Source organism: Haloferax sp. Atlit-10N, from assembly GCF_003586325.1.
Taxonomy (GTDB): Archaea; Halobacteriota; Halobacteria; order Halobacteriales; family Haloferacaceae; genus Haloferax; species Haloferax prahovense.
Genome location: NZ_PSYX01000004.1, coordinates 290,000 through 314,942 on the forward strand (window position 1 = coordinate 290,000; position 24,943 = coordinate 314,942).

Below are 24,943 nucleotides of genomic sequence, written 5' to 3' on the forward strand. Positions count from 1 at the left end.
TTCAGAAGTTCACCGCCTCACGAATACCTTCTTCGACGCGGGCGACCGAGGGGAGGTAGTAGTCCTCCAACGCGTACAGCGGGTACGGCACGTCGTAGCCCGCGACGCGCTTGACCGGCGCTTCCTGGTAGAGCAGCGCCTCCTCCTGAACCGTCGCCGTGATTTCGGCCCCGAGACCGCCGTTCTTCGGGGCCTCGTGGACGACCACCGCGCGGCCGGTCTTCTTGAACGACTCCACGATGGTCTCGCGGTCGAGCGGCGAGATGGTGCGGATGTCCACGACCTCTGCGTCGATGCCCTCCTCTTCGAGGTTCTCGACGGCTTCGAGCGTCGGACGCGTCATCGCGCCGAAGGTGAACACGGATACGTCCGTACCCTCGCGGCGGACGGCGGCCTCGCCGATGGGGACCGTGTACTCCTCTTCGGGGACCTCGCCGCGGAACGCCCGGTAGATGAGCTTCGGTTCCATGAAGATGACCGGGTCGGGGTCGCGGATGGCGGAGATGAGCAGTCCCTTCGTGTCGTACGGCGTCGAGGGGATGACGACCTTCAGGCCGGCCTCGTGCGCGTAGAACATCTCCTTGGACTCCGAGTGCGACTCGGGGGCGCGGATGCCGCCGCCGTAGGGCGCGCGGAGCACCATCGGCAGCGTGTAGCGGCCGCGGGTTCGGTTGCGGAACCGCGACATGTGGCTCACGATTTGGTCGAAGCCGGGGTACATGAAGCCGGAGAACTGAATCTCGGGGACCGGCTTCAGCCCCATCGCGGCCATGCCGACGGCCGTGCCGACGATGCCGGACTCGGCCAGCGGCGTGTCGATGACGCGGTCGTCGCCGAACTCGTCCCAGAGGCCCTCCGTGGCACGGAAGACGCCGCCGTTCTTCCCGACGTCTTCGCCCATGACGAGCACCTCGTCGTCGAGGTTCATCTCGGTGTAGAGACCGTCCCGTACCGCCTGCACGATGGTGAGGTTCTGACTGCTCATTCTCTGAGGAATCCTTCGTCGCCGAACTTCTCGCGGAGCGCCTCGAACTCCTCGTACTGCGCTTGAATCTCCGGGGTTCGCTCGGCGTATGCGTGGTTGAACATCTCGCTCGGGTCCGGTCGCGGGTCGGACTCGGCCGCCTCGATGGCGTCGGCGACCCGCTGTTTCACGTCCGCCTCGATGGCCTCGACGCCCTCGTCGTCGATCCGACCCGTCTCGCGGAGGAACGACTCCAGCCGCGGGATGGGGTCTTTCGCCTTCCACTTCTCGACTTCCTCGTCGTCGCGGTAGACGGTCGGGTCGTCGGCGGTCGTGTGCGCGCCGAAGCGGTACTGGACCGCCTCGATGAGCGTCGGCCGGCCCTCGCCCTCGGCGGGGTTCTTCGCCTTGTCGAGCGCCGCCTTCGTCACCGAGTAGACCGCGAGCGGGTCCATCCCGTCGACCTGCACGCCGTCGATGCCGTAGGCGGTTGCCTTCTGCGCCAGCGTCTCGGAGGCGGTCTGTCGCTCCCGCGGCACCGAGATAGCCCACTGGTTGTTGTTACAGAAGAAGACGTTCGGCGTGTCGAAGACGCCCGCGAAGTTCAGTCCCTCGTGGAAGTCACCCTCGGAGGTCGCGCCGTCGCCGAAGTAACAGATGACGGCCGTGTCGTCCTCGCCGCGGAGCTTCTTCGCCCACGCCGCGCCGGTCGCGTGGGGAATCTGCGAGGCGATGGGGACCGCGGGCGGAAAGAGGTTCACGCCCTCGGGCATCTCGTTGCCCTTCTCGTGGCCCATCCAGTACAGCAGCGTCTGTTTCAGTGGGAGCCCCCGGAGCAGCGACGCGCCGTGTTCGCGATAGCTCGGGACCATCCAGTCCTGTTCGTCGAGCGCGATTGCGCTGCCGATCTGTGCGCCTTCCTGTCCCGACAGCGGCGGATACGTCCCCATCCGCCCCTGCCGCTGGAGACTCACCGCCCGCGTGTCGAAGTGTCGGGCGAGACGCATGTACCGGTACATCTCGACGAGCGTCTCGTCGTCGATGTCGGGAACCTCGCCGACGACGGTCCCGTCCTCGTCGAGCACTCGTACCTGGTCCTGCGGGTCGCGCTGAAGCACGCTCACGGGAGAACCCTCCTGTTCATGGCAAAATCGACACCCGCCGGCGTTATATTGTTTTCGTATATAATTTACTTTGGCTCGGAATATTGCGGCTCGCGTCGTGCTATGTAAACTCACGCGAGGTAAAATTGGACATTTTCGCTTCTAAACGATTCTTCCTGACGTTCATTAGTGTGAACCCACACATCACCGAGAAATAATCGGAAATATCGACAGCATTGCAGGACTGTTTCGGGGCGGGAACGGGGTCGGACCCGGTCGGTCGAGTCGCGCGGAGTGGGGTGGGATGGCGGCGAGACTTACTGTCCGGCGGCCGCGCGCGCGGCCTGTCGCGCCTCCTCGACGCTCGACCCCTCGCGGAGGAGCGCGTCCACGAACAGTTCGCCGGCCTTGTACGACGACCGGACCATCGGGCCGGACGCGCAGTAGAGGAAGCCCAGTTCGTCCTCCGCGACGCGCCGCCACGTCTCGAAGGCGTCGGGGTGGACGTACTCGAACACGTCGAGGTGGCTCCGAGAGGGTTGGAGGTACTGACCGAAGGTGACGATGTCCACGTCGGCCTCGCGGAGGTCGGAGAGGGTCTGGTAGACTTCGTGGGCGTGCTCGCCGAGGCCGAGCATGATAGAGGTCTTCGTGTGGATGTCAGACTCGTCCGTCACCTGCTGGAGGACCGAAAGCGACTGCTCGTAGCCGGCGCGACGGTCCCGAATCGGCCACTGGAGGCGCTCGACGGTCTCGATGTTGTGGGCGATGACGTCGGGCCCGGCGTCGATTATCTTCCGGACGTGCTCGGGTTCGCCCTGGAAGTCGGGAATCAGCACCTCGACGAGCACCTCGGGGTCGCGGCGCTTGATTTCGCGGATGGTCTCGGCGAAGTGGGCCGCGCCCTGGTCCGGCAGGTCGTCGCGGTCCACGGAGGTCAACACGACGTAGTCGAGGCCGATTTCGGCCACCGCGTCGGCGACGTTCGCCGGCTCCTCGGGGTCCAGCGGCTCCATCCCGCCGGTCGTCACGTCGCAGAAGTTACACCCGCGTGAGCACCGGTCGCCCATGAGCATGAACGTGGCCGTCCCGGGGCCGTCGCGGCCGCTCCAACACTCTCCGAGGTTCGGGCAGTTCGCCTCCTCGCAGACGGTGTTGAGGTTCCGGTCCCGGAGCGTCGATTTGATATCGGTGAAACGCCGGCCCGATGGCGGTCGCATCTTCAACCAGTCTGGCTTCCGCCGCGTGCGCATAGGCAGTTCTTGCGAGGCGACGGGCAAAAACGTGAGGATTGGTCCGCCGTCTGTCGGGTTGCCGACGGAGCCACTCCCCGAGGCGACCGAAACCGCACCGCCGTGACTTCGCCCAGTACCCGTGTGCTTCGTGTTATCACGACTTGTTCAGAATCGTTCAAACGAACACTACTATCTCGGAAAACGAAACGTTCGGGCCGAATACATCACGACTTTCCATCAAACAGCATGTACGACCGTGCTATATGTATCATCTAACTGAAAAACTTATATTCGAGTAAAGACTTCTGACGGGTATGAACTGGAAACACCGCCGCAACATGACGAAGGCCGAATCGAAGAAGCACGAGGCCACCGCGGGGACGAACTGGTCGTTCATCGCCGCGCTCGCCGGCGCCGCGTAACCGGCCGACGCCTCAGTCCTCGACCTGACCCTCCCTACCACCCACCCACCAACCTCAGCCCCTCCGTTTTCCGCACGCTCGAGACCTGCGAGCCGCCGCGCCGGATGGAGAAACGCCTTTCCCCACGGACGACTCGGCTTCGTGTATGACGCTCGTCTTCGTCTCGTCCCCGACGCCAGCGCGCACCCGGAGGTGCGCCCAGTGAAAGTCGCCGAGGCGGTCCCCGAGTTCGCAGACGCCTTCGGGTTCGAGGAGTTCAACCGGATGCAACGCGAGGCGCTGCCCGCCATCCTCGACACCGACCACAACGTCGTCGCCTCCGCGCCCACCGCCAGCGGGAAGACGGCGCTCGCCGAACTCGCCATCTGTCGGACCCTCCGCGACGAGGGGACGGCGCTTTTCATCGCGCCGCTCCGCGCGCTCACCACCGAGAAGGAGACCGAGTGGGAGCGCTTCGAGGACCTCGGCTACTCGGTGTACGTCGTCACCGGCGAGCGCGACCTGAACCCGCGGCGGGCCGCTCGCGCCGACATCCTCGTGATGACGCCCGAGAAGACCGACTCCGCGACCCGGAAACACGACTCGGCGCGCTACTCGTTCATCGAGGACGTCGACTGCGTCGTCATCGACGAGGTCCACCTGCTGGACTCCGAGACCCGCGGCGGCGTCCTCGAAGTCACCGTCTCACGGATGCGCCGCATCTGCGACCCCCGCATCGTCGCGCTTTCCGCGACCATGCCCAACATCGACGACGTGGCGGCGTGGCTCGACGCGCCGGACGAGACGACCTTCGAGTTCGGCGACGACTACCGCCCCGTCGACCTGCACGCGGGCGTCAAGACCTACACCCACGGCGAGAACTCCTTCGCCGACAAGTACCGCCGACTCTACCGGGCGTTCGACCTCGCGGAGCCCCACATCCGCGACGGCGGCCAGTCGCTCGTCTTCGTCTCCTCGCGGCAGGACGCCGTCCGCGCGGCCGCCAAGGCCCGCGACGAACTCGCGAAGCGCGACGTGCCAATCGGCGCGCGCGGCGACTACGACTTCCACAACGAGGCGAAGGAACTGAGCAACGACTCGCTCGCCAAGGGCGTCTTAGACGGCGTCGGCTTCCACCACGCCGGCCTCTCTCGGGACGACCGCGAGGCCGTCGAGGAGTGGTTCAAGGAAGGTAAGATTCAGCTCCTGTTTTCGACCTCCACGCTCGCGTGGGGCGTGAACCTCCCCGCCCGCTGTGTCGTCATCCGCGACACGAAACACCACGACCCCCTCGAAGGCGAGGTGGACATCTCGCCGCTCGACATCCTCCAGATGCTCGGCCGCGCGGGCCGCCCCGGCTACGACGACGTGGGCTACGGCTGGGTCGTCTGCGACCGCTCGGACCAGAACAAGTACCGTCGTCTACTCCGCGAGGGCAAGGAAATCGAGTCACGCCTCGCCGAGGACCTCGACTCGCACCTCAACGCCGAAATCGCCATGGGGACCATCCGCGACCTCGACGACGTGCTGTCGTGGCTGGAGACGACGTTCTACTACCGCCGGGCGCAGTCGAACCCGGCGGCCTACGACTTCGAGGACCTCCGCGAGCGCGTCCGCGACGTGCTCGACCGCCTCGTCTCCCGCGGCTTCGTTGAGATGGATGACGACCTCTCTATCGACGCGACCCCGCTCGGGCGACTCACCTCGAAGTACTACCTCCGCCTCGGGACCGCCTCCCGCTTCGCCGACCTCGCCGAGCGCGACCGCATCACCGCCGACGACATCCTCGAAACCGTCGCTGGCGCGGCCGACTTCCGGCAGGTGTCGGCGCGTCAGTCCGAGGTCGACGCCGTCGACTCGGTGCTGACGGGCGTCTCGACCACGCTCGAAGACGGCCCGAAGAAGGTGCTCGCCATCCTCCACGCCAGCATGGCGAACTCGACGCCGAGCGAACTCCGGAGCGACGCGTGGGTCATCAAGCAGAACGCGCTCCGACTCCTCTCCGCGCTCCGCGAGTTCCTCGACACCTTCGCGGACGCCCGCGCTGCCAACCTCGCAAAGCGCGTCGAGGCCCGCGTCGACAACGGCGTCAGCAGCGACGCCGCGGCGCTCACGGCCGTCGACGGCATCGGTCCCGGCCGCGCGCGAAAGCTCGCGACCGGCGGGCTCTCCACCCCGGCCGACGTGGTCGACGCCGGCGTGAAGGAACTCACCCGCGCGGGCCTCTCGCAGGGCGTCGCCGAGCGCGTCATCAAGAGCGCGAAGGACCTCCCCGCACCCGACATCGACTGGGGGGACTTCCCCGAGTCGGTCGCCCGCGGCGAGAGCGACATGCACGACATCCGCGTGCGGAACGACGGCGGCGGTGGCTCTGTCGGTATTCGCGTCACCGTCAACGACGTGGAGATGTCGGCGAAGACGTGCTACCTCTCCGACGAGGTGACCGTCCCTGTCGGCGTCTTCGGCGCGACGGACGACGAACTGGAGTTTGTCGTGGAAGTCACGTTCCCCGACCTGCCGCTGCTCCCGATTCGGGAGACGCGGACGGTTCGGGTCGAATAGCAGAAACCGCGGTGTCAGCCGTTCTTCAGCCGTTTTCTCGGTCGATTTCGGCTACTCCTCGCCGAGCAACGCCGCCCGCAACTCTTCGGGCCCGTTCACGATTTCGTCCGCCCGCGAGAGGTCGAGGTCGGCGTTCTGTCCGCCGCGGTAGGCGATGGTGTACGCGCCGGACCGCACGGCGGCCTCGATGCCGTTTATCGAGTCCTCGATGACGACGCACTCCTCGGGTGCGACGCCGAACTCGGCGGCGGCGTGCTCGTAGATGTGGGGTTCGGGCTTGCCGGGGTCGTCGATGTCGTCGGCCGAGAGCACGAGGTCGAGGGGGTCGAGGTCGAACCGCTCGCGGACGGTCGAAATCCAGTCCTGCGGGGCCGACGAGACGATTGCCACCTGCTTGCCCGCCGCGCGGAGGTCCGAAAACAGCTCCTCCGCGCCGTCCATCAGGACGACATTTTCGCCGTAGACGCCCTCGGCGTTCTCGTGGTACGCCGCGACGAACTGGTCTTTCGTGACGGTCGTCCCGTACTCCGCGTCGAGGTAGTCGTATATCTCGCGGAAGTTCATCCCCGTTATCTCCTCGTGGTCGGGGTCGCCGGACTCGATGGCGTCGGCGAACACCCACTCGTCCTCGAAGGCGTGCCAGTACTGCTCGGAATCGACCAACACTCCGTCCATGTCGAACAGCACGACGTTCGCGTCCATGGTTCGCCCTCGGCCGCGGCCGACCAAAGACCTTCGTGCCGCGGCATGGCTGATGAACCCCCGTACGAAGGTTCAAATCGGAACCCGGAACCACCCCGCTCCATGGATTCGATACGCGTCTTCGCCGGCGACTGCACCGTCAGCTTCGAGGGCTCCCGCGACCGCACCCAGCGCGGGCGGGTCGTCGTCGTGGCCAAGCCCGACCGCACCGTCCTCGTCCACGACGCCGGGGGCTACCAACCCGTCGCGTGGCTGACCCGCGCCGACTCGCTGACCGTCGAGTCCGGACCGGGGTCGTTCGGCCTCGTGGCCCGCGCCGGCGACCAGACCCTCACGGTCGAGTCGAACGACGTGACCGGCCGCGCCGAGTACCCCGCGAGCGACGCGGGCGTCCCGGTCGGTTCGTACCCCGACACCGGCGACCCGCTCGTCAGGACCAACGGCTCCGTCGTCGCTCTCGATTCGGGGACCGAGTATCGACTGCCAGCGGGCGCAACCGTCCTCGACGAGACCTGTGGCGACTGCGGCCTGCCTTTGATGCGCGTCGAGCGCGGCGCGCCGTTCGAGGTGTGCATCGACCGCGGGTGCGACCCGCTGGACGACCGCGTGAGAGACCGCTTTGACGGCGAGTGGTCCTGTCCGGACTGCGGGTCGCCGCTCCGCATCATCCGGCGGAGCGGCCGCCTGCTCGCCGGCTGTGACGCCTCCCCCGAGTGTGAAACGGCGTTTTCCCTCCCCGCGGGCGTCGTTGGCGACGACTGCGACTGCGGCCTCCCGATATTCGAGACGAGTCGCGGCCGGCGGTGTCTCGACTCGACCTGCGAGGTCGCATGAGCCGACGCCCACGCATAGGGCAGCAAGACGGGGGACGACGACCGTGGCCCCGCCGCTGGCGACACGGCCGGCCGAGCGGTGCGCGTCCGGAACCGCGGCCGCGACGAGTCGACGCTGGCGGTCATCCCGACGCTCCCGCGCGCCGCGCCGCCGGCATCGCAGGCCCTTTGTCGTCGCCGCGCCCCGATTCGGGTATGCAAGGACGCCTCGAAGACGGCGTCGTCCACCTCCCGGGCGACGCTCGACAGCGGTTCCACGACTCCCGCGGCTACGGGAGACCCACCGGCGGCGACGACCTCGAGGTCGCGCCCGTCGAGGCCGCCCACCTGCTCTCGCGGGACGACATCGACGGCGTGGACGGGATGGGCCTGCGTGAACTCCTCGCGCGCACCGGGACCACCCTCGACTTCGTCGTCTACAAAGACCTCCGCGACCGCGGGTTCTACCTCTCGCCCGCCCGCGAGGGCTGGCCCGGCGTCGCGGACGCCGCTGACGCGGACTTCCTCGTCTACCCCCGCGGGAAGGGTCCGTGGGACGGCGAGGTCGAACACCGGATCCGCGTCGTCGGCGAGCGCGAGAGTATCCCCGTCTCGTCGCTCGGCGAGGTGGTCCTCGCCATCGTCGACGAGGACGGCGACCTGACGTACTTCGACACCGAGGGGGACGACCCCGAGGGGACGGCCGCGGAAGACCTCCCGGCCGACCTCGACGCGGAACTCCTCTCGGACCGCGCGCTCGTCTGGGACGGGGTCGACCGCCTCTACCAGCGCGGCTTCTTCGGCCAGCGGTTGTACGGAAGAAACGCCGACAGCGGCCCGCTCCAACTGTCGCTCCTCGAAGCCGCGTACCTCGCCCGCGCCGACGCGCTCGCCATCGACGAGGCCGACGTGGTCTCCCGCGGCCGCGACGTCGAGGGCGACCGATTCGACCGCAGGCTCGCGGTCTACGCCGCGCTCCGGGAGGCCAAGACGGTCCCCAAAAGCGGGTTCAAGTTCGGCTCTGACTTCCGCGTCTACACGGAGTTTGAGTCGGTGTTGGACCTCTCGCACTCCGAGTTCCTCGTGCGCGTGGTCGCGCCCGACCACACGTTCGTCCCGCGGGACCTCTCGCTCGACGTGCGCCTCGCCGGCGGTGTCCGCAAGCGAATGGTTTTTGCGCTGACCGACGACAACGGAGAGATAGACTGGCTTTCGGTCAGTCGGCTCACGCCATGACAGACGACGAACCCGCGGAGCGCATCCGCACCGATGGAGGCACAGCAGAGGGAGCAGATGACGTCGCCCTCGACCCGTGGGGCTCGTCGACCGTCTCCGACTACCGGAAGCTGTTCGAGGAGTTCGGCATCGAGGAGTTCGACGAGGTGCTCGACGAGGTGCCGAACCCGCACTACCTGATGCGCCGCGGGGTCATCTTCGGCCACCGCGACTACCGGCCGGTCCTCGACGCCATGCGAAACGGCGACGACTTCGCCGTCCTCTCGGGCTTCATGCCGACGGGCGACCCCCACATCGGCCACAAGCTCGTCTTCGACGAGATAATCTGGCATCAAGAGCAGGGCGGCGACGCCTACGGCCTCATCGCCGACATGGAGGCGCACTCCGCCCGCGGCATCCCGTGGGACGAAATCAACGAGCACAGCCGCGACTACCTGCTGTCGCTCATCGCGCTCGGGTTCGACCCCGAGGAGGGCGAACTCTACCGACAGTCGGACAACGACCGCCTCCAGCGGCTCGCGTTCGAACTCGGTGGGAAGGCCAACTTCTCGGAGTTCCAGTCCATCTACGGCTTCGACGGCGAGACCAACGTCTCGCACATGCAGTCGGTCGTCACGCAGATGGCCGACATCCTCTACCCGCAGTTGGACGACCCCAAGCCGACGGTCATCCCGGTCGGCCCCGACCAGGACCCCCACGTCCGGTTCGCCCGCGACCTCGCCATCCGGATGCGATTCTTCAAGGTGACCGAGGCGTTCGCCTCGTTCGAACTCGACGACGGCGAGCGACCGCTCGTTGCGGCCGCCCACGACGCCCGCGAGGCGTACGCCGAGGACGCCGATATGCCGCGGTGCGGCGAGGCGGCCGAGTGGCTCGCCGACGCCGACCTCGACGCGGCCGGCGTGCTCGTTTCCGAGTCAGTCCGCGAATCGGCGGTCGAGAAGCTCGAAAACGCCGGGATGGAACCGCTCCGCCCGCGGATTCGGTTCTTCGCGCGGCAGGCGACCGACGAGGCGTTCGAGGCGCTCATCGAGGACATCGAGGGCGAAAAGCGCCGGTACGACCAGCACATCGACGCGTTCGACATGGACGTCGACGAGGCCGAAGACCTCGCCCGCGAGGTCGAGGCCCATCACGGCGGCTACGGTTTCATCCCGCCGTCCTCTATCTACCACCGCTTCATGACCGGCCTCACCGGCGGCAAGATGTCGTCGTCGATTCCGGCGAGCCACATCTCGCTTCTCGACGTGCCCGAGGAGGGCTACGACAAGGTGAAGTCGGCGACGACCGGCGGCCGCGACACCGCCGACGAACAGCGCGAACTCGGCGGCGAGGCCGACAAGTGTCCGGTGTACGAGCTGTACGCCTACCTGCTGACGGGCGACGACGACGAACTCGCCAAGGAGGTCTACGACGAGTGCGTCGGCGGCGAGCGCCTCTGCGGCGGCTGCAAGGAGCAGGCGGCGACGATGATGCGGGAGTTCCTCGAAGACCACCACGAAAAGCGCGAGGAGGCCGCGGAAGTCCTCGATTCGCTGGACATCGACTTAGAGACGGAGCGGCGGGGGGTTGCCGCCGAGCACTAGTGAGGCGGTAACGCCACCCATCGCCCACACGACCGCTCACAACCCCACTTCTTCTCCCACGCCGCGCGCGTTCGACTTCTCGTAGAGGTACTCGGCGGTCGCGGCGTCGAGCACCGCCGAGCCGACGCTCTCGACGACGAGAATCTCGTCCTCGCCGCCGCGGCCGGCGTCGCCCTCGAACACCGCCGAGAGCGGAATCAGGTCGGACTCGTCGAGAGCGGCCCCGCGCACGTCGCCGATATCGGCGACTTCCTCGGGCACGTCGGCGAACACCCGCGCGGCCCGCTCGAACGTCTCGGCGTCGAGTTCCCGCATCTCGGGCGTGTAGGCCCCGACGGCGACGACGAGGGTCCCGGGGTCGAGCCACGAGCCGTCGAAGACGGGCGTCTCGCTCGTCGTCGCGGTGACGACGACGTTCGCCCCGGAGACGGCCGCCTCGGGGGAGTCGACCGCTTCGGCGGGGAGGCCGTCAGCGCGGAGGTCGGCGGCGCACGCCTCGCGGGAGTCGCTCGGGGAGTAGACCCGGACCGACTCGACCGCGGAGCCGACGGCGACGGCGCGGCTCTGCCAGCGGGCCTGCGTGCCCGCGCCGAGGACGCCGAGTCGGACCGGGTCGGCGGCGAGGTACTCCGCGGCGAGCCCGCCGATACAGCCGGTGCGGGCGCTGGTAATCGTCGTCCCGTCGAGGAGCGCGAGCGGGAGGCCGGTCGTCGCGTCGGTGAGGACGACCTGCGCGTTCACCGTCGAAAGGCCGTGCGAGACGTTCTCGGGATGGACGGACGCGAGCTTCGTCGCGTACACCTCGCGCCCGTGGATGTACGCCGGCATGGTGAGGCCGGTGCCGAGCGGGTCGTCCCGCCCTGCCGGTTCCACATCTGTGCCCGCGATACCCTCGCCGCCGGTCCCGTCCCGAACCCTGTCGATGTCGATGCCGACCGGGAAGTGCGGTCTCGGGGGCCGTTCGACCTCGCCGCGACCCTGCTTGACGAACGCCTCCTCGACGACGGGAAACAGCTCCGCGAGCGACAGTAACTCGCCGACGGCGTCGGCGGAGAGTATACGGACCATACCCAGACTACTCACCGTGGTCGGGTGAAAACGTTGCCCTCGATAGTGAGTGACAGACAAGCTCATGTCGGTGGCGAATCAGACAGGACCATGCACGTCCTCATCGTCGGCGGCGGGGTCGTCGGGCTCGCCTGCGCCCACGCGCTGGCCGACCGCGGAGCCGAGGTCACCGTCTGCGAGGCGGGGACGCTCGGTGGTGGCAGCACGGGTCGCGCGGCGGGCGGCATCCGAACGCAGTTCTCGACGCGCGTGAACGTCGAACTCTCGCTCGCGAGCGTCCCCGTCTGGGAGTCCTTCGCGGACGACTTCGGCGTCGACATCGACTACCGGCGCTCCGGCTACCTCTTTCTGGCCCGGAGCGAGGAGACCGCCGCGGCGTTCCGGGAGAACGTCGCCATGCAGACCGACGCGGGCGCGCCGAGTCGCGTCCTCTCGCCCGCGGAGGCCACCGAGTACCTCCCGGAGCTCCGGACCGAGTCGTTCGTCGCGGCGACCTTCTCGGCCGCCGACGGCGTCGCCGACCCGCACTCCGCGGTTCAGGGCTACTCGGACGCGGTCCGCGTCGCCGGCGTCGACGTTCGGACGAAGACGCCCGTGACCGACCTCGCTCGTGTCGGCGACGACGGGTTCGACGACGGTGCGACCGAGACCGCAGCTGCGACCGCTGCCGATTTCGGCGGCTGGCGGGCCGAGACGCCCGACGGCCCCATCGACGCCGACGCGGTCGTCGTCGCCGCGGGCGCGTGGTCCGGTCGGGTCGCGGCGCTCGCGGGCGTCGACCTCCCACTCGCGCCGCGCCGTCGACAGATAGCCGTCGTGGAACCCGAGGGCGACCTTCCGGCGGACGCACCGCTCACCATCGACCTCGACACGGGTGCGTACTTCCGGCCGGAGCGGGAGGGGACCGCCATCGTCGGCGGACACTTCTCGGAGTCGGACCCCGACGCGGACCCAGACCGGTTCGACGAGTCGATGGACCTCGAGTGGGCGGTTGAGGCGACGGAGCGGGCCGACGACGCCGCGGCTTACTTCGGCCCGGAGACGCGGATTCGAAACGGCTGGGCCGGGTTGTACGCCGTGACGCCCGACCACCACGCGATTCTGGACGAGGTCGCCCCCGGTCTCGTCGTCGCGGCGGGCTTCTCGGGTCACGGCTTCCAGCACGCGCCCGCCACGGGCGAGGCCGTCGCCGACTTGTGTCTCGGCGAGGACGTCTGTGGGGTGGACGTGTCGGCGCTGTCGCTCGACCGGTTCGAGTCGGGTGAGATGCTCCGCGAGCGGAACGTGGCGTAGGAGAATCCGAGAAGCTCGGCTCAGGCGCTCATATCGACCACGGCGCGGAGTTCGCCGAGGACGCGCACGGGGTCGGCGACGTCGCGCGACGCGAGGACGCGAAAGCCGGTGTCGCCCTCGTCTTCGACGACGCGGTAGGTCCGTTCGCCGTCGTCGAACTCGTAGGGCGGCGAGGCCCGGACGAGGACGGCCTCGACGTCGTCTCTGTCGTCCGGTCGGTTCGGGGGTTTGACGATGAGCGACGCCTCGTGGCCGAGGCGAATCGCCGAGAGGGTCGTGTCCAGGTCTCGCATTCGTCTTCGCCGTCTCTCCGTCGGCCGGTACCAAGAACGTATCTGCGTTCGGACTGACTCGGGATGGACGCGCAACGCTTTTACTCGGCACTCACAATCGGTCGCATATGGTATCCGAACCCAAACGCGGGACGCGAGCGAGCGAACCGACCACCGACGGGTTCGGATTTTTCTTCCTGACCGCCTGAGGTCGGCGGACTCCGGTCGGGCGTCATCGCGCCCGCCGGACGAAACCGACCCCGCCGGTCAGCCCCGCCAGCGCGGCGAGGCTTCGAAACTGCTAACCGACCACCAGACGGCTAACGCCACAACGAACCAGATGCGACTTCCGGAATCACAGGTCGCGGTGTTGAACGCCGCGAGCGCCACCGACGAACGAACGATTGCACAGCTCGCGGAGGCGACGGACCAGAAGCCCGAGACGGTGACGGGTGCGGTCTTCGACCTCCGCGACGAGGGACTCGTCTCGGTCACCGAGACCACGGCGGAGTCCGTCGAACTGACCGACGAGGGCGTCGAATACGCCGAGGAGGACCTTCCCGAGGTCCGGCTCTACCGTGCCGCGCTCGACGTGGGCGACGGCGACGCGGTCCCGATGGGACAGGTCATCGGCGCGTCCTCCCTCGGCGGCCCGCAGGTCGATATCGCGCTGTCGAACTTCGCGCGCAAGGGCTACGGGCACATCGATTCGGGCGAACTCGCGCCCGACGCGGACGCCGACCCCGACGCCGACGAGGAGGCCGCCGCGCTCGCGGCCCTCGCCGCGGGCGAGTCCGTCGACGCCGACGTGCTCGACCAGCTCGAATCGCGGCAGCTCGTGGTCCGCCACGAGCGCACCATCCGCGCCGTCACTCTCACAGACGAGGGCGTCACGGCGCTGATGGAGGGCGTCGAGGCGGCGGAGACGGTCGACCGCCTCACGCCCGAGCTGCTCACCTCCGGCGAGTGGGAAGACGTGGAGTTCACCGAGTACAACGTCGAGGCCGACGCGCCCGAGGCCCGCGGCGGCAAGAAGCACATCCTCCGGCAGACCGCCGACCGCGTGAAGGACGTGCTCACCGGCATGGGATTCGCCGAGATGGAAGGCCCGCACGCCGACGCGGACTTCTGGATCAACGACTGTCTGTTCATGCCGCAGGACCACCCGGCGCGCACCCACTGGGACCGCTTCGCCCTCGACGTGCCGCCGATGGAGGACATTCCCGAGGACCTCATCGACCGCGTCCGCGACGCCCACCTCAACGGCGTCGGCGAGGACGGCGACGGCTACCACTCGCCGTGGTCCGAGGACTTCGCGCGGGCCATCGCGCTCCGTGGCCACACCACGTCGCTGTCGATGCGCTACCTCTCGGGCCACGAGGTCGGCGAGTTAGAGCCGCCGCAGCGGTACTTCTCGGTCGAGAAGGTGTACCGCAACGACACGCTCGACCCGACGCACCTGCTGGAGTTCTACCAGATAGAGGGCTGGGTGATGGCCGAGGACCTCTCGGTGCGCGACCTGATGGGCACCTTCGAGGAGTTCTACTCCCACTTCGGCATCACGGACATCCAGTTCAAGCCGCACTACAACCCCTACACGGAGCCGTCGTTCGAGCTGTTCGGCCGACACCCCGAGACGGGCGAACTCATCGAAATCGGTAACTCCGGCATGTTCCGCGAGGAAGTGCTTCGCCCGCTCGGCGTCGAGTGCGACGTGATGGCGTGGGGTCTCGCCCTGGAGCGTCTCCTGATGCTCATGTACGGCTTCGACGACATCCGCGACGTGCACGGAACGCTGTGCGACCTCGACCTGCTCCGCGAGACGGAGGTGCTCAAGTAATGCCCGTAGTCGACGTTCAACCCGACGAACTGCGCCGCCTGACCGGCCACGAAGACAAGTCCGACGAGGAGTTCAAAGACGACCTGTTCGCGCTCGGACTGGAGTTCGAGGGCGTCACAGACGACGGGGCGTTCCAACTGGAGTTCGGCCCCGACCGCCTCGACCGCCTGTCGGTCGAAGGTGTCGCCCGCTCGCTCCGTTACCAGTACGGCGACGCTCGCGGCGTCTCGGTGCCGAACACGAACGACCCCGACTGGACCTTCGTCGTCGACGACGAGGTTCCCGACGAGCGCCCCTACGTCACAGGCGCGGTCGTCCGCGGGGTCGACTTGGACGACGCGGCGCTCGACTCGCTCATCCAGTTGCAGGAGAAACTCCACGCGACGATGGGTCGCAAGCGCGCCAAGGGAGCCATCGGCATCCACGACCTGACGATGCTGAAAGGCGACGTGCTCTCGGAGAACGCCTCCGGCAACTCCATCACGTACACGGGCATCGAACCCGACGGCGACACCTTCGTCGCGCTCGACTCGAACGACGAACTCACGCCCGCCGAGGTGCTCGAACAGCACGACACCGGGCGGAAGTACGCCGACCTCGTGAGCGAGTACGACCGCTATCCGGCCATCTACGACGAAATCGGTCTGTTCTCGTTCCCGCCGGTCATCAACGGCCGCCGGACCGAGGTCTCGACGGACTCCCGCGACCTGCTCGTCGAACTCACCGGCACCGACCAGTGGACCATCGACCGGATGTGCAACATCATCTGCTACGCGCTGGCCGCCCGCGGGGCGACCATCGAGGACGTCGAGGTCCAGTACGAGGAAGGGACCGTCGTCAAGCCCGACTTCGAAGTCGAGACGAAACACGTCTCCCACGACCGCATCGAGACGGTCCTCGGCGTCGAGTTGGAGATGGACGAGGTCATCGACCTGTTCGAGCGCTCCGGCCTCGACGCGGACGCCGAGTTGGGCGAAGAGACCGTCTACGAGGTCTCTATCCCGCCGTACCGCGTGGACGTGCTCCACCCGCTCGACCTCGTCGACGACGTGGGCCGCGCCTACGGCTTCAACGAGCTCGAACCGCGCTATCCCGACGTGGGGACGGTCGGCCAGCGCCACGAGCGCTCCCGACTCGAAGACGCCGTTCGCACCTCACTCGTCGGTCTCGGCTTCGAGGACCTCCTCAACTTCCACATGATTTCGGAGGAGGAGAACTACGCGCGCATGGACGTCGAGGTCGGTTCCGAGTACCTCGGCGGCGGCGAACCCGCCTCCATCACCGAGCCGTACAGCGAGGACTACACCATGCTCCGGACGTGGGTGCTGCCCTCGCTGACGATGGTGCTGGAGAACAACACCCACCGGGCGTACCCGCAGGACCTCGCGGAAATCGGCCACGCGGCCCACCGCGACGATGACGAGAACACTCGCGTCGCCGAGGCCCGGCACGTCGCGGCCGTCCTCGCCCGTCACGACGCGACCTACGAGGACGCGAAGGCCCGCCTCGCGGCGCTCTGCCGCGACTTCGACGCGGAACTGGAGACGCCCGCTACCGAGCATCCGTCGTTCATCGACGGCCGGACCGCCGCGGTCGTCATCGACGGCGAGGAAGTCGGCGTCGTCGGCGAACTCCACCCGAAGGTCATCGTCGACCACGACCTCGAACTGCCGGTCGCGGCGTTCGAGTTCGACCTGTCGGCGCTGGCGTAGGTTTTCGGACGGTTCTTTTCGGTCCAGATTTTGCGCGGCGAGCGGAGCGCGTCGCGGAAAACGGTGGGAGCTTCGACCTGTCGGAGCTGTCACAGGACCGCGGGCGGATTTTTGACGGTCCACGGGCCGAAACCGGATAACTTGGGGTAATTTTACACCTCCAGTAATTCTTTTCATGCATTTGGTCAGGACGCGATAGAAACCTTTAGGACGCGAGTCGTCGCCTTTTCTGTATGAACGATAATGATGTACGCCGCGAGACGCTGGCGGTGACCCACGGCGAGCGCGGGCAGGCCCCGGCTCCGGGTGTCGAGGACGTCGTCGTTCCAGTCCATCTCTCTTCGACCTACGCGGTGCCGACCATCGACCCCGACGCGGACTTGGAGACGCTCGACCCCGACGCGGGCGAGTATCTCTACTCGCGGCTGTCGAATCCGACGCGGAACGCGCTGGAACACCGGCTCGCGGCGCTCGAAGGTGCCGACCACGCGCTGGCGTTCGTCTCCGGCACGGCGGCCATCGCCGCGACGATGACCGCCGTGGTCCGGCCGGGCGACCACATCGTCGCGTTCGAGGACCTCTACGGCGGGACGAAGACGATGCTCAACCGGCTGTTCGCCGACCGGCTGAACGTGGACGTGTCGTTCGTCGACGCCACCGACCCGGAGAACGTCGCGGCTGCGATGCGCGAGGAGACGGCGCTCGTCTGGATGGAGACGCCGACGAACCCGCTCATGCACCTCTGCGACATCGAAGCCATCGCCGCCATCGCCGACGAGGGCGACGCGGTGTTCGGGGTGGACAACACCTTCCTCAGCCCGCAGTTCCAGAACCCGCTTTCGCTCGGGGCCGACGTGGTCGTCCACAGCACCACGAAGTACCTCAACGGTCACTCCGACTCCATCGGCGGCGCGGTCGTCACCGACCGCGAGGACGTACTGGAGGAGATTACCTTCCTCCAGCGCGTCGGGATGGGGTCGATGCTCTCACCGTTCGACTCCTACCTGACGCTCCGGGGAATCAAGACGCTCCCGCTGCGGATGCGCCAGCACGAGGCCAACGCGATGGAAATCGCCGAGTTCCTCGAATCCCACGAGGCCGTGACGCGGGTACTGTACCCGGGGCTGGAGTCCCATCCGCAACACGACCTCGCGGCGCGCCAGCAGTCGGGGTTCGGCGGGGTGCTGTCGTTCGAACTCGATACCGACCTCGACGGGACCGCCGAGTTCCTCGGCGAACTCCGGGAGTTCCCGCTGGCGGTGAGTCTCGGCGGCGTCGAGAGCCTCATCGAGCACCCGGCGACGATGACCCACTCGCCGCTCTCGCAGACCGAACGCGACGCGCTCGGCATCTCCGATTCGTTGCTTCGGATGTCCGTTGGCGTCGAGCACGTCGACGACCTTCGTTCGGACCTCGAGTCGGCGCTTTCGGTCCTGTAGGTAGTCACCGCTCTCGCGCCCGAATTCCGTTCCCTCGGGCACTTAACCGAGGCGTTTAACAGTCCGCCCGGCTGTAGGTACGCCAACGCAATGCCGAGCGGAGAATACGATCCGGAAACCGTCGAGGCGAAGTGGCAAGAGAGGTGGGTCGACGAGGACCTGTACGCGTACCCGGAGCGTGCGGTAGACCCCGACACCGTCTTCTCTATCGACTCACCGCCGCCGACGGTGTCCGGCAGCCTCCACTGGGGCCACGTCTACGGCTTCACCCTTCAGGACTTCGTCGCCCGGTTCAACCGGATGCGCGGCGACGAGGTGTACTTCCCGTTCGGTTACGACGACAACGGCATCGCGTCGGAGCTCCTGACCGAGGACGAACTCGGAATCAAACACCAGGACTACGAGCGACGCGAGTTCCAGAAGCTCTGCCGCGAGGTCACGGCGGAGTACGAAGGCGAGTTCACGGAGAAGATGCAGAACCTCGGCATCTCTATCGACTGGGACCAGACGTACCAGACGATTTCGCCCGAGGTCCAGCGCGTCTCCCAGCTCTCTTTCGTCGACCTCTACGACAAGGGTCGGCAGTACCGCCAGCGCGCCCCCGCCATCTGGTGTCCCGAGTGCGAGACCGCAATCTCGCAGGTCGAGACCGAAGACGACGAGCAGGGCTCGCACTTCCACGACATCGAGTTCGGCGTGGCCGACAGCGAGGAACAGCGTTCCTCTGGCAGTCGGACGGAGTCCGACGACAGCGAGGAGTCGTTCGTCATCTCCACGACGCGACCCGAACTGCTCCCCGCCTGCGTCGCCGTCTTCGTCCACCCGGACGACGACGACAACGAGCACCTCGTCGGACAGGAAGCGGAGGTTCCGCTGTTCGGACAGCGGGTTCCCATCCTCGAAGACGAGCGCGTCGACTTGGAGACGGGTACGGGTCTCGTCATGTGCTGTACCTTCGGCGACCAGACCGACATCGAGTGGTATCAGGCCCACGACCTGCCGCTCCGCGTCGCCATCGACGAGTCCGGAACGATGACCGAGGAGGCCGACGAGTACGCCGGTCTCTCCGCCGACGAGGCGCGGGAGGCTATCGTCTCCGACCTCGACGACGCCGGGGCACTCCTCGACAAGCGCGCCATCACGCACACGGTCAACGTCCACGAGCGCTGCGGCACGAGCGTCGAGTTCCTCGTCAAGGACCAGTGGTACATCAAACTGCTCGACAAGCGCGAGGAGTATCTCGAAGCCGGCGAGCAGATGGACTGGTACCCCGAGAAGATGTTCACGCGGTACAAGAACTGGATTGAGGGTCTCCAGTGGGACTGGGCCATCTCGCGGCAGCGCTCCTCGGGGATTCCGTTCCCCGTCTGGTACTGCGAGGACTGCGAGCACGTCGTCGTCGCCGACCGCGAGGACCTGCCGGTCGACCCGCTCTCGGACGACCCGCCGGTCGACGCCTGCCCCGAGTGCGGCCACGACGAGTTCGCCGCCGAGGACGACGTGTTCGACACGTGGGCGACCTCGTCGCTCACGCCCCTCATCAACGGCGGCTGGGACTGGAACCCAGAGACGGAGGAGATGGAACTCGAACGGCCCGAACTCTACCCGTTCGACATGCGCCCGCAGGGCCACGACATCATCTCCTTTTGGCTGTTCCACACGGTCGTCAAGTGCTACGAGCACACCGGCGAGGTCCCGTTCGACAGCGTCATGATAAACGGGATGGTCCTCGACGAGAACCGCGAGAAGATGTCGAAGTCCGTCGGTAACGTCGTCTCGCCTGACGAGGTCTTAGAGAAGTTCCCGGTCGACGCCGCCCGCTACTGGGCCGCCGGGAGCGCCGTCGGCGACGACCTGCCGTACCAGGAGAAGGGCCTCGTCGCGGGCGAGAAACTCATGCGGAAGCTCTGGAACGCCTCGAAGCTCGTCGAGAGCCTCACCGAGGACGCGCCCGCCGAGTTCGACCACGACGACCTGAAGGCCATCGACCGCTGGCTTCTGGCCTCGCTCGACCGCGAACTCGAGTTCGTCACTGAGAAACTGGAGAACCGCGAGTTCTCGAAGGCGCGCGACCGCCTGCGCAGTTTCTTCTGGCACACGTTCTGCGACGACTACCTCGAAATCGCCAAACAGCGCGTCCGCGAGGGTGACGACCCCTCGGCGGCGTACACGCTCCAGACCGCCCACAAGCGGTTCCTGACCTGCTTCGCGCCCATCCTCGCGCACGTCACGGAGGAACTCTGGCGCGACATGTACGACGAAACGAGTGTTCACGACCAGCCGTGGCCCGAACCGCTCGGACTCGACGCCGACGTGGCGGCCGGCGAAACCGCGATGGCAGTCGTCGGCGCGCTCCGCAAGTACAAAAGCGACAACCAGCTCTCGATGAACGCCCCCGTCGACCTCGTGCAGGTGTACGGCGACATCCACGGCTTCGAAGAGGACGTGAGCGGCGTCATGCACATCGAGGAACTCGAACTGCTCGGCGAGGAGCCCGAAATCGAGTCGGTCGTGACCGGCGTCGACCTCGACTACTCGCTCGTCGGCCCCGAGTACGGCGCGCAGGTCCCGGACATCGAGGCCGCCCTCGAAAGCGACGACTACGAGGTCGAAGACGGCGTCATGCACGTCGCGGGCGTCGAACTCGCGCCCGAGATGTTCACCATCGAGGAGTCCCGCGAGTACGTCGGCGAAGGCGACATGCTCGAAGCCGGCGACGCCATCGTCATCGTCCAGCACGCCGACTGAGGCGGCGACTCGTTCGTTTTCGTCCGCGTTCTTTTCCCGGTATTCGGTCGCTTAGCCGGCGGCCCGTCAGTCGTCGCCGCTCGGCACCGTCGTCTCGACCTCTGTCTCTGGCTCAGCTTCAGCCTCATCTACGCCGCCGAAGGCGTCTCGCACCGCCATCGCGTCTTCGACGTGGGGAACCGTCATCGGATGGTTCGCGTTCGCATCGTCGGTGTTGACCTCCTCGGGGTCGGGGACGGTGAGTTGCACGTCCGGACCCGTGTCAATGCCCGTTTCGAACCGTATCGTCTCCGTGCCGAACAGGCGGTCGACGGCGTCGGTGGACACGCTGATGTCGGTGACCGCGCCGCGTTCGAGGCGGGCTTGCGGCTCGTCCAACAACACGTCGTGGGCGACGAGTACGTCGCCGTAGCACCGGAACTCGACGGGTCCGTAGGCGAGGCAGCGGGAGGCTCCTCGAACGGTACCGAACGCGCCAGCGAGGGTGAGCGGCGCGAGAGCGAGCGTCCCAGCGCCGAAGACGACGAGCGCGGCGGCGACGCCGTAGCACCACAGCACGCCGCTGGTGACCGTGTACCGGAGGCTCCGGTAGACCGCGTCGGACAGGGCGACCACGCGGGCGGGCGTGGTTCGATAGGTCGGTGCTCCTGTAGGAACCTCCACCGGGACCGGTTCTATCTCCGTCTCCTCGCTCCCGTAGAGTCGGTAGAAGATGCCCCGCTTTTCGCTCCGTTCGAGTTGGAGCGCGCGGAGGTCGTAGAGGAGCTTCAGGCCGACGAGGGCCACGAGAAACGCGTCGTTCTCGATTTCGACCGCGAACGGCCCGACGACGAACATCAGCAGTCCGACGGCGAACAGGAGTTTGAACGGAGGCAAGAGCACCGACCGGGCGGAGTGGTCGCGGTAGCCGCCCGCCGCGAAGTAGCCGGTGACCGTTTCGACGCCCCGGCCGACGAACACGCTCGCGCCGCCGAGGAGAATCTGTCCGGCGACTTCGTCGGTGACGACCGGACCGGTCAGGCTGAAGGTGCCGAAGGCGACGCCGAGTTCGACCGGGACGAGCAAGAACGCCGCGATGAGGAACGTCGGGACGTTCCGCGGGTAGCACGGTGGGAGGGGCCCTGGGAGCGAGACCGACCCTCGCTTGGCCTGTAACGCGCCGAACAGTCGGTCGCCGTCGCCGATGGCGTTGTTGGGGCGCTTCGCCGCGAAGGGTATCTTCACGAGCGTCCAGCACAACACGGCGGCGATTTCGGCGACGAACACGCCGAAGAGCACGGTCGGAGACCAGCCCAGGAACAGGACGCCGACGGGCGCGACGGCGTTCGAGGCGAGGACCGCCAGCACGCCGGAGTCACGAGGGGAGGGAGGGCGCACGACTTTTCAACCGGATGGGAAGAAAATCAGTCTTCGGTTCGTTATCACGCGCAGGTTCTCGGTCGTTGCGGCCGCAGTCGGCGAGGCTTCGGGCCGCTACAGTCCCGACCCGACGGCGTCGGCCACGTCGTCGAAGCCGTCGCGGTCGAGCAGGTCGAGGAGGCCGCGGTTGATGTCGCGGGCGATAGACGGTCCCTCGTAGACCATGCCCGTGTAGAGTTGGACCATCTCGGCCCCGGCGCGAATCTTTCTGTAGGCGCTTTCGGCGTCCGAGACGCCGCCGACGCCGACGACGGGCACGTCGGTCCGCTCGGCGATGAAGCGAATCATGTTCGTGGCCTCGGCCTCGATTGGCTTCCCGGAGAGGCCGCCGCGTTCTGCCCGGTTTGGGTTCCGCAGGGTGTCGGGCCGCGAGGTGGTCGTGTTGCTGGCGATGATGCCGTCGAGACCGAGTTCGTCGACGACTTCGAGCGCGTCCTCCACCGCGGGGTCCGGGAGGTCGGGCGACAGTTTCACGAGAAGCGGGTCGGCGCCGGCGTCGACGAGCGTCCCGAGAATCGCTTCGAGCGAGTCGCGGTTCTGTAGGTCGCGGAAGCCCTCGCTGTTGGGACACGAGACGTTGACGACGAAGTAGTCCGCGCCGTCGGCGACGCGCTCGTAGGTGTAGCGGTAGTCGTCGGGAGCCTCCTCGGCGGGCGTTACCTCCGAGAGCGCGAGGTTGACGCCGACAGGGATGTCCGGGAGGGGTCCGGCGGCGAGGCGCTCTCCGACCGCGTCCGCGCCCTCGTTGTTGAGGCCCATGCGGTTGATGAGCGCCTCGTCCTCGGGGAGGCGGAACATCCGGGGGCGCGGGTTACCGGGCTGGGGCTCCGCGGTGACGCCGCCGACTTCCACGTGGCCGAAGCCGAGCGCCGAGAGAACGGTGGGTATCTCGGCGTTCTTGTCGAACCCGGCCGCGACGCCGACCGGGTTCGGGAAGTCGAGGCCGAACGCGTTCGTCGCGAGTCGGGAGTCGTTTACGCGGTAGCGCCGCTCTAAGAGCGGTTCGACCGGAGTGCCGCGAGCGGTCGCGAGCAGTCCGTGGATGGTCCGGTGGGCAGTCTCCGGTGGAAACGAAAAGAGGAGTGGTTTGGCGAGGTGGTAGGGGTTCATTGCTCTCTGTCGTGCCTTCCGCTGGTGACGGGTCGGTTCGAGACGATGCGTATCACGCGCTCAGAAGTCGTGTTCGACCTGGTCTGGGTCCGCTTTTTGGATGATGATTTTACCGTCCCGAACGCGGACGAACACCTCGTCGCCGATCTCCATTCCGGCGACTGCGAGTTCGTCTTCGTGGAGGTTGACATGGACGTTGTGGTACTCGCCGTTCTCGTCTTTGGCGCCACTCGGACTGAGCTTCTTTTTCCGGACCATCTGGGGGTCTATCCGTTGGTTCGCCGCAGGGGATACATAAGTGTTGTCTCCGTCCTCCCGGAGAGTGGTGATTTTCGCCGGAACCCGACCGTCTCGCAGCGAAGTCCGTCGCACCGTTGGCGAGGTGAGTCGGCGCGTCGAACCGGTCGAGTATATAAGTAACACGGCGTCGTCGGTCGAAATTCGTCGATATATTTATCATGTGCCATGTGGTTCATTGGCATAGAGGTGGAAAATCATGGTACGCGAGGACGGTAAGCGGAACTTCGTGCTCCGAGAGGAGGACGGTACAGAGACGAGCGTGTTTTCGGGCAGCATGCCGAGGCAAGCGGCGCTCAAGGCGGCCCGACGACTCGACCCCGCCGGGTCCGAAGACGACGCGAAGTCGGACGCGGTCGAGATTCGACTCCGGGAAAAGGGGACCGACAAGGTCCACATCTTCGACGCGTGGGCGTGGAACAGCAGCGCCCCGGAGGACAAGCCCGGCTGGATGGAGGGGAAGATTACCAAAGGAAACGTTTCCAAGAAGGGAATCGAGCACCTCGACGAGTAGCGCGACCGACGTTCACATTCTTATCGTGCGCACGCACGTGTAGCACTCGAGTCGTAGTCTAGTCGATACGCCTTTCAAACAGCGCCGCCAGCGTCTGCTTGCGCGACCGACACCCGGTCAGACCGAACGTACGACGCGGGGGATGACCGACCGGCCTCCAGTCGCGCGATATCTACATCCTCGAGAGTTATTCGTCTCTCCGAGAGTCTATCATTATTTTATGAATAATCCCGCCATGAAACCGCATGACGAAGCGCCATCGGTTCGACGGCCTTTTATGTATCCCCGGCATTCGGATTAATGCGAAGAAGCGCACGGGGGTACTCCCCCCGAAAGCTTCCACCGAACGCCCCGACCCCAAGGTCGTCAGGCGCTCACCGGGATGACACACCTTCCCGGGGGTCGCCACGATACGACGGCCTTAAGTGGTCCAAGGCATTTCGGATGAATGCGAACGACACACCGCGATTGCAGGGCGATTCAACGCGTCCTGCCTCACCGGGCCAGAACCCACGGAGGTTCGAAGGGTTTATACCCACGAATCGCCTCGGTTCAGGTCCGAAGGAAATGAGGATTCCGCCCCTGCGGTACGCCGCAAGACGGTATCTGATGTTAGCCCTAGTAGTTCGG

The 24,943-nt window shown here is 66.9% G+C and carries 19 protein-coding genes; 10 read left to right on the plus strand and 9 right to left on the minus strand.

Annotated features, from left to right (window positions below; all coding sequences use genetic code 11):
* Nucleotide 1: 1 nt before the first annotated feature.
* The 3 genes from C5B91_RS14630 to lipA form a co-directional block, all read right to left on the minus strand.
* Nucleotides 2-985 (minus strand): alpha-ketoacid dehydrogenase subunit beta, encoded by a 984-nt coding sequence (locus C5B91_RS14630; RefSeq protein ID WP_008090872.1) that lies wholly within the window; start codon nt 983-985, stop codon nt 2-4.
* Nucleotides 982-2,088, minus strand: a complete 1,107-nt coding sequence (gene pdhA / locus C5B91_RS14635) for a pyruvate dehydrogenase (acetyl-transferring) E1 component subunit alpha (protein ID WP_008090871.1) — start codon at nt 2,086-2,088, stop codon at nt 982-984. Before pdhA ends, C5B91_RS14630 begins: the two co-directional genes overlap by 4 nt.
* Nucleotides 2,089-2,384: 296 nt before the next feature.
* Nucleotides 2,385-3,320 (minus strand): lipoyl synthase, encoded by a 936-nt coding sequence (gene lipA, locus C5B91_RS14640; RefSeq protein ID WP_049913328.1) that lies wholly within the window; start codon nt 3,318-3,320, stop codon nt 2,385-2,387.
* A gap of 605 nt (nt 3,321-3,925) precedes the next feature.
* On the opposite strand from lipA, the gene C5B91_RS14645 reads away from it, so the two are divergent.
* Nucleotides 3,926-6,265 (plus strand): DEAD/DEAH box helicase, encoded by a 2,340-nt coding sequence (locus C5B91_RS14645; RefSeq protein ID WP_008090869.1) that lies wholly within the window; start codon nt 3,926-3,928, stop codon nt 6,263-6,265.
* A gap of 51 nt (nt 6,266-6,316) precedes the next feature.
* On the opposite strand, the gene C5B91_RS14650 is transcribed toward C5B91_RS14645, so the two are convergent.
* Complete coding sequence (locus tag C5B91_RS14650) at nt 6,317-6,967, minus strand: HAD family phosphatase (RefSeq protein ID WP_049967888.1); 651 nt, start codon at nt 6,965-6,967, stop codon at nt 6,317-6,319.
* A gap of 102 nt (nt 6,968-7,069) precedes the next feature.
* Here C5B91_RS14650 and C5B91_RS14655 point away from each other — a divergent pair, with 102 nt between their 5' ends.
* The 3 genes from C5B91_RS14655 (at nt 7,070) to C5B91_RS14665 (ending at nt 10,601) form a co-directional block, all read left to right on the plus strand.
* Nucleotides 7,070-7,801: an Sjogren's syndrome/scleroderma autoantigen 1 family protein gene (locus C5B91_RS14655; RefSeq protein ID WP_115819903.1), complete on the plus strand. Its 732-nt coding sequence runs from the start codon at nt 7,070-7,072 to the stop codon at nt 7,799-7,801.
* Between the two features lie 194 nt (nt 7,802-7,995).
* A complete protein-coding gene (gene endA / locus C5B91_RS14660; protein ID WP_115819904.1) occupies nt 7,996-9,015 on the plus strand; it encodes a tRNA-intron lyase in 1,020 nt (339 codons plus the stop codon).
* Nucleotides 9,012-10,601: a tryptophan--tRNA ligase gene (locus C5B91_RS14665; RefSeq protein WP_115819905.1), complete on the plus strand. Its 1,590-nt coding sequence runs from the start codon at nt 9,012-9,014 to the stop codon at nt 10,599-10,601. Before endA ends, C5B91_RS14665 begins: the two co-directional genes overlap by 4 nt.
* A 36-nt stretch (nt 10,602-10,637) precedes the next feature.
* Here the strand turns inward: C5B91_RS14665 and C5B91_RS14670 are convergent, their stop codons facing one another.
* A complete protein-coding gene (locus C5B91_RS14670; RefSeq protein ID WP_115819906.1) occupies nt 10,638-11,669 on the minus strand; it encodes an ornithine cyclodeaminase family protein in 1,032 nt (343 codons plus the stop codon).
* A gap of 90 nt (nt 11,670-11,759) precedes the next feature.
* Between C5B91_RS14670 and C5B91_RS14675 the strand changes: the two genes are divergently transcribed.
* Nucleotides 11,760-12,962 (plus strand): FAD-binding oxidoreductase, encoded by a 1,203-nt coding sequence (locus C5B91_RS14675; protein ID WP_049967884.1) that lies wholly within the window; start codon nt 11,760-11,762, stop codon nt 12,960-12,962.
* A gap of 20 nt (nt 12,963-12,982) precedes the next feature.
* Here the strand turns inward: C5B91_RS14675 and C5B91_RS14680 are convergent, their stop codons facing one another.
* On the minus strand, nt 12,983-13,255 hold the full coding sequence (locus tag C5B91_RS14680) for a hypothetical protein (protein ID WP_004974211.1): 273 nt from the start codon (nt 13,253-13,255) through the stop codon (nt 12,983-12,985).
* Between the two features lie 319 nt (nt 13,256-13,574).
* Here C5B91_RS14680 and C5B91_RS14685 point away from each other — a divergent pair, with 319 nt between their 5' ends.
* The 4 genes from C5B91_RS14685 (at nt 13,575) to C5B91_RS14700 (ending at nt 20,973) form a co-directional block, all read left to right on the plus strand.
* The gene (locus C5B91_RS14685) at nt 13,575-15,074 is read left to right on the plus strand and encodes a phenylalanine--tRNA ligase subunit alpha (RefSeq protein WP_049967883.1); all 1,500 of its coding nucleotides are present in this window, start codon (nt 13,575-13,577) and stop codon (nt 15,072-15,074) included.
* On the plus strand, nt 15,074-16,786 hold the full coding sequence (pheT, locus tag C5B91_RS14690; protein ID WP_008090861.1) for a phenylalanine--tRNA ligase subunit beta: 1,713 nt from the start codon (nt 15,074-15,076) through the stop codon (nt 16,784-16,786). Before C5B91_RS14685 ends, pheT begins: the two co-directional genes overlap by 1 nt.
* A gap of 233 nt (nt 16,787-17,019) precedes the next feature.
* A complete protein-coding gene (locus tag C5B91_RS14695; protein ID WP_049913327.1) occupies nt 17,020-18,225 on the plus strand; it encodes a PLP-dependent aspartate aminotransferase family protein in 1,206 nt (401 codons plus the stop codon).
* A 90-nt stretch (nt 18,226-18,315) separates the two neighbouring features.
* Nucleotides 18,316-20,973, plus strand: a complete 2,658-nt coding sequence (locus C5B91_RS14700; RefSeq protein WP_115819907.1) for a valine--tRNA ligase — start codon at nt 18,316-18,318, stop codon at nt 20,971-20,973.
* A gap of 66 nt (nt 20,974-21,039) precedes the next feature.
* On the opposite strand, the gene C5B91_RS14705 is transcribed toward C5B91_RS14700, so the two are convergent.
* The 3 genes from C5B91_RS14705 to C5B91_RS14715 form a co-directional block, all read right to left on the minus strand.
* Nucleotides 21,040-22,350, minus strand: a complete 1,311-nt coding sequence (locus C5B91_RS14705; protein WP_255409930.1) for a DUF6498-containing protein — start codon at nt 22,348-22,350, stop codon at nt 21,040-21,042.
* Between the two features lie 96 nt (nt 22,351-22,446).
* Entirely contained in the window at nt 22,447-23,502 is a 1,056-nt protein-coding gene (locus C5B91_RS14710) for a quinone-dependent dihydroorotate dehydrogenase (protein WP_008090858.1), read from the minus strand.
* Between the two features lie 60 nt (nt 23,503-23,562).
* Nucleotides 23,563-23,760: a hypothetical protein gene (locus tag C5B91_RS14715; RefSeq protein WP_004044784.1), complete on the minus strand. Its 198-nt coding sequence runs from the start codon at nt 23,758-23,760 to the stop codon at nt 23,563-23,565.
* Between the two features lie 238 nt (nt 23,761-23,998).
* On the opposite strand from C5B91_RS14715, the gene C5B91_RS14720 reads away from it, so the two are divergent.
* The gene (locus C5B91_RS14720) at nt 23,999-24,313 is read left to right on the plus strand and encodes a non-histone chromosomal MC1 family protein (protein ID WP_004044781.1); all 315 of its coding nucleotides are present in this window, start codon (nt 23,999-24,001) and stop codon (nt 24,311-24,313) included.
* The last annotated feature ends 630 nt before the right edge of the window (nt 24,314-24,943 follow it).

Coding starts and splice junctions, on each gene's coding strand:
- C5B91_RS14630 (WP_008090872.1), bottom strand. CDS start 985: ATGAGCAGTCAGAACCTCACCATCGTGCAGGCGGTACGGGACGGTCTC.
- lipA (WP_049913328.1), bottom strand. CDS start 3,320: ATGCGCACGCGGCGGAAGCCAGACTGGTTGAAGATGCGACCGCCATCG.
- C5B91_RS14650 (WP_049967888.1), bottom strand. CDS start 6,967: ATGGACGCGAACGTCGTGCTGTTCGACATGGACGGAGTGTTGGTCGAT.
- C5B91_RS14655 (WP_115819903.1), top strand. CDS start 7,070: ATGGATTCGATACGCGTCTTCGCCGGCGACTGCACCGTCAGCTTCGAG.
- endA (WP_115819904.1), top strand. CDS start 7,996: ATGCAAGGACGCCTCGAAGACGGCGTCGTCCACCTCCCGGGCGACGCT.
- C5B91_RS14665 (WP_115819905.1), top strand. CDS start 9,012: ATGACAGACGACGAACCCGCGGAGCGCATCCGCACCGATGGAGGCACA.
- C5B91_RS14670 (WP_115819906.1), bottom strand. CDS start 11,669: ATGGTCCGTATACTCTCCGCCGACGCCGTCGGCGAGTTACTGTCGCTC.
- C5B91_RS14675 (WP_049967884.1), top strand. CDS start 11,760: ATGCACGTCCTCATCGTCGGCGGCGGGGTCGTCGGGCTCGCCTGCGCC.
- C5B91_RS14680 (WP_004974211.1), bottom strand. CDS start 13,255: ATGCGAGACCTGGACACGACCCTCTCGGCGATTCGCCTCGGCCACGAG.
- C5B91_RS14685 (WP_049967883.1), top strand. CDS start 13,575: ATGCGACTTCCGGAATCACAGGTCGCGGTGTTGAACGCCGCGAGCGCC.
- pheT (WP_008090861.1), top strand. CDS start 15,074: ATGCCCGTAGTCGACGTTCAACCCGACGAACTGCGCCGCCTGACCGGC.
- C5B91_RS14695 (WP_049913327.1), top strand. CDS start 17,020: ATGAACGATAATGATGTACGCCGCGAGACGCTGGCGGTGACCCACGGC.
- C5B91_RS14700 (WP_115819907.1), top strand. CDS start 18,316: ATGCCGAGCGGAGAATACGATCCGGAAACCGTCGAGGCGAAGTGGCAA.
- C5B91_RS14710 (WP_008090858.1), bottom strand. CDS start 23,502: ATGAACCCCTACCACCTCGCCAAACCACTCCTCTTTTCGTTTCCACCG.
- C5B91_RS14715 (WP_004044784.1), bottom strand. CDS start 23,760: ATGGTCCGGAAAAAGAAGCTCAGTCCGAGTGGCGCCAAAGACGAGAAC.
- C5B91_RS14720 (WP_004044781.1), top strand. CDS start 23,999: ATGGTACGCGAGGACGGTAAGCGGAACTTCGTGCTCCGAGAGGAGGAC.